At 67.9% G+C, this 3841-nt stretch carries 3 protein-coding genes; 2 read left to right on the top strand and 1 reads right to left on the bottom strand.

Annotated features, from left to right (window positions below; genetic code table 11):
• Nucleotides 1-289 precede the first annotated feature (289 nt).
• Nucleotides 290-1303, bottom strand: coding sequence for a LacI family DNA-binding transcriptional regulator (locus ACM9NP_RS19570; RefSeq protein ID WP_415648197.1), 1014 nt, complete (start codon nucleotides 1301-1303; stop codon nucleotides 290-292).
• Nucleotides 1304-1352: 49 nt separating this feature from the next.
• Here ACM9NP_RS19570 and ACM9NP_RS19565 point away from each other — a divergent pair, with 49 nt between their 5' ends.
• A complete protein-coding gene (locus ACM9NP_RS19565; protein WP_415648196.1) occupies nucleotides 1353-2099 on the top strand; it encodes a sugar phosphate isomerase/epimerase family protein in 747 nt (248 codons plus the stop codon).
• A gap of 342 nt (nucleotides 2100-2441) precedes the next feature.
• Complete coding sequence (gene mshD, locus ACM9NP_RS19560; RefSeq protein WP_415648195.1) at nucleotides 2442-3344, top strand: mycothiol synthase; 903 nt, start codon at nucleotides 2442-2444, stop codon at nucleotides 3342-3344.
• Nucleotides 3345-3841: the final 497 nt, after the last annotated feature.

Here is a 3841-nt window from a genome sequence, read left to right as displayed (position 1 = left end):
GCTTGGTTGGGCAAATNTCGGAAACAGGCGTGTTTTCGCAATTTGCCCAACCAAGCGGAGCGTTTGCCCAACCAAGACATAGTGGATGGAGCCGTGCGCGGACGAGCCGTTTGCCGGAGAGCCGTGCTGCGACGAGTCGTGTACCGGAGATCGGAGATCGGAGAGTGGACGGGCTGGGCGGCGGCGCGAGCCGGCGGGATCGCCGCCCCGCGGCGCGATGCGGTGCGAGGGCTCGAACGCGAACCGCATGAGGCCCGGTTGGGGCGCAGCTCGGGTTCGGGCGGTTCGATCAGCTCGGCGCCGGGCCCGTGCTTCCTCGGACGACGAGTTCGGTGTCGATCTGCACGACCTCGTCGAGCGGGCCGTCGATGGCCAGGCCCAACGCGCGTACGCCCATGTCCACCAGGGGAAGCCGTACCGTCGTCAACGGCGGGTACAGATCGGCGGCGACGGGTATGTCGTCGAAACCGGCGACGGAGACGTCGACGCCGATCGACAGCTCCGCTTCTCGGAGCGCCGTGCAGAAGCCCGTCGCCATGACGTCGCTGGTCACGAACACGGCGGTCGCGCGGTCGGCGTTCGCGGCGAACGTCCGCCCGGCCTCGTATCCGCCGGTGCGGCTGAACTCCGCCGTGATGACGTCGACCGGCGCCCCGTCGGGCAGCCCGGCCACGAAACCGTCGTGCCGTTCGGTGACGACGCGCAGCGTCTGCGGACCGGTGATGATGGCGAAGCGACGGTGACCGAGGCCGACGAAGTGTTCGGCGACGGCGTGGGCGCCGGCCCGGTTGCACGGGTGCAGACACGCGCCCGGCAGGCCCTTCTGGCCGACGCTGACGACGGATGCGCCGACGGCGCGCAGCTGGCAGAGCGTGTGGGCGAGCCGTTTCTCCGATTCGACGTGCGAGGTTCGGGATCCGACGACGATCGCGGACCGGGGCCGGAATCCTCGAAGCGACAGCAGTTGTTCGTTCTCGTTGCCAGGGTTGATGCCGGTCTCGGCGATCACGACGCGGACGTCGCGGCGGGCGGCTTCCGCGAGCACGCCGTGGGCGATCTGACCGAAGTACGGGTCGGTGATGTCGTGCAGAAGGACGACCACGACGGAGGAGGTGTTGCGTGCGAGGCCTTGGGCTTGCACGTTCGGGGCATAGTTCAGGTCGACGGCGACGTGTCGGACCTTGTCGGCGAGCTGTTCACTCACGCGATGAGTCGAACCATTGAGGACTCGCGAGGCGGTGGCGACGGAGACCTCGGCGCGACGGGCAACATCGGCGAGGGTGGCGGGGCGAGTGTGATCCACGATTCATCAGACTACATGTAGGCGTCCAACCACAGATAGGCTGCATTCCATGTATGTAGGTTTTTCGACGCTTGGTTGCCCCGGTGTGTCCATTTCGCACGTCGTGGCGCTCGCGGTCGCCAGTGGTGCTGAGATCGTGCAGCTACGTATTGCCCATGATGAACCGGTCAACCTGACAATGTCTGTGGCGCAGCGGGACGAGGTCCGGTCCATTTTCCTCGATAATGGAGTGACGGTGGACTCGCTGGCGACGTACATCCGCCTGGACGCTCCGGACGTCGTCGATCAGACAAGGTCTCATGTAGACCTAGCGGTCGGTCTCGGTGTGCGCCGACTGCGGGTCTTCCCCGGTAACGCCACAGTGGATGAGGCTGCGGCGGCACTGGCGGCGGCCGACGCGGTGGCGGCCGACTCGGGTGTCACCCTGGCCGTCGAGACGCACGACGACCACGTCCGGTCCACCGACGTCGCGGCGATCCTCGACCGGTCCGGCACCGCCGCGACCGCGGTGTGGGACATCCTGCACACGACCACCGCCGACGAGACTCCCGCCGACAGTTACGCGGCGCTGAGGGACCGGCTCTCCGAACTCCAGATCAAGGACGTCGACGACGTGCGTCGCCCCGTCGCGCCCGGCACAGGAGTGCTCCCCGTCGCCGAGGCCATCCGAACGGCGAGGGAGGGCGGGTTCACCGGGTCGATCGTGTTCGAGCACGAGGCGAAGTGGCACGCGGAGGCCGATCCGTTCGGACCCGCGCTGGCCATGGCGCTGCGGATCGTCCGAGACAACTGGTGACATAGGTCGCACTCGAACCCCGCGACGACCACGCGGCGTTCGCCGCCTCGTCGTGGGTCTCGTCATGCGCTGGTGGGGGTGGTCTCGCCGTCGCGTTCCGGGGAATCCGCTCGCGGAGATGGAACTCACCGACGACATCGGCGATGACCAGGGGAAACGCAGAAACGTTCAATGCGCAAAAAAAAGGGGGACCGAGCGCCCCGGCACGGCGCTCGGTCCCAAGTAACGATCGACGTGCCAATGGCTGCCTGTTCGCTACACCCGATATCACGCGCGGCGCGCCAGGACGGTTGCGAGGAATCTTTCAAATACTCAAGATTCAGCTGGAAGTACCGTTAGGGGGTGGATGTATTCACCTCACTCGACTCCTCGACCACGACCGACGTCCTGGAACTCGTCGACACCGCCGCCATCGCCGACGGACTGCCCGCCGTCGGCGAGCAACCGTTGCTGAAGTTGCGGCACGGCAGCGACGACACCGTGTTCCACCTGTTGGATCGTGACGACGACGGCCGACTCATCGCCTACGCCAACCTCGACGCGGCGGGCACCGGCCCGCTCGGCGTCGAACTCGTGGTGCACCCCGCGCACCGCCGACGCGGCGTCGGCGCCCGCCTGGTCGCGGCCGTCGTCGACAAGGGCACCGATCTCGGGCGTTCCGCCGTCAACGCGTGGGCGCACGGCGATCACCCGTCGGCGGTCGCGCTCGCCGACCGGTTCGGCTTCACTCGTGAACGGGTCCTGTACCAGATGCGTCGAAGGCTCGACGCGGATTGGCCGACGGTCGACGTTCCGGACGTGACGATCCGAACGTTCCAGCCCGGCCGCGACGAGCAGGCGTTGCTGACGGTCAACAACGCCGCCTTCGCCGACCACCCGGACCAGGGCGGGTGGACCGTGCGCGATCTCGTTATGCGCGAGCGGGAGGCGTGGTTCGACCCGGCGGGGCTGTTCCTCGCCGAGAACTCCGACGGGGAGCTGCTGGGCTTCCACTGGACGAAGGTCCACGGCGACGGCGACGCCCAGGTCGGAGAGGTGTACGTCCTCGGGGTGTCACCGAGGGCCCAGGGCATGCGTCTCGGCACGGCGTTGACCGCCGTCGGCCTGCGGCACCTTCGAGACCGGGGCCTGGCGACCGTGATGCTGTACGTCGATGAGTCGAACACCGCCGCGGTGCGGTTGTACACGGGCCAGGGGTTCGTTCGCTGGATCACCGACGTCGGCTATCGGCGTCAGCTCGGCTGACCTTTCGGTACCTCCCCGCGATCACGGCACTCGTGACGCCCGTCGACCGCCCGTGTGCGATTACCGGCACGCGGGCGGCTTTCTCATGCCGACGATCGCTTCTGCGGTTGGGAACCAGGCGTGCCCAGGTGGCGCACACGGCGGTGACGGCGGGGGCGTCGAACGTCGTGATGCGCCGAGCACCTCCGCCTGGCGTCGCGTCCACTCCGAACCCGCTGGCGACCGAGAGGGGATGTCCGAGCCCGCCGTAGTCGTTACGCGAACGTGACGCGCGGGCCAGACGGGTCGAGACCGGAACACGCGACGATGGACATGACGGTCTTTCCAGTGAGGGAGTGCGTCATGGACCACGTCACACCGAAGGACTCCTTCGACGCCTTCGTCATCGACTCGATCGACGAGCTGCGGCACGCCGCCCGGCTCATCGGCGGAGACGACGGGACCGCACGGCTGCTCCTCGACCATGCCCTCGCCCGCACCGCCGCGCACTGGTCGNC

Source organism: Stackebrandtia soli (genome assembly GCF_965137155.1).
Lineage (GTDB): Bacteria > Actinomycetota > Actinomycetes > Mycobacteriales > Micromonosporaceae > Stackebrandtia > Stackebrandtia soli.
Note: the sequence above shows the minus strand (reverse complement) of the source record. Positions and strands in the feature narration are given on the sequence as shown.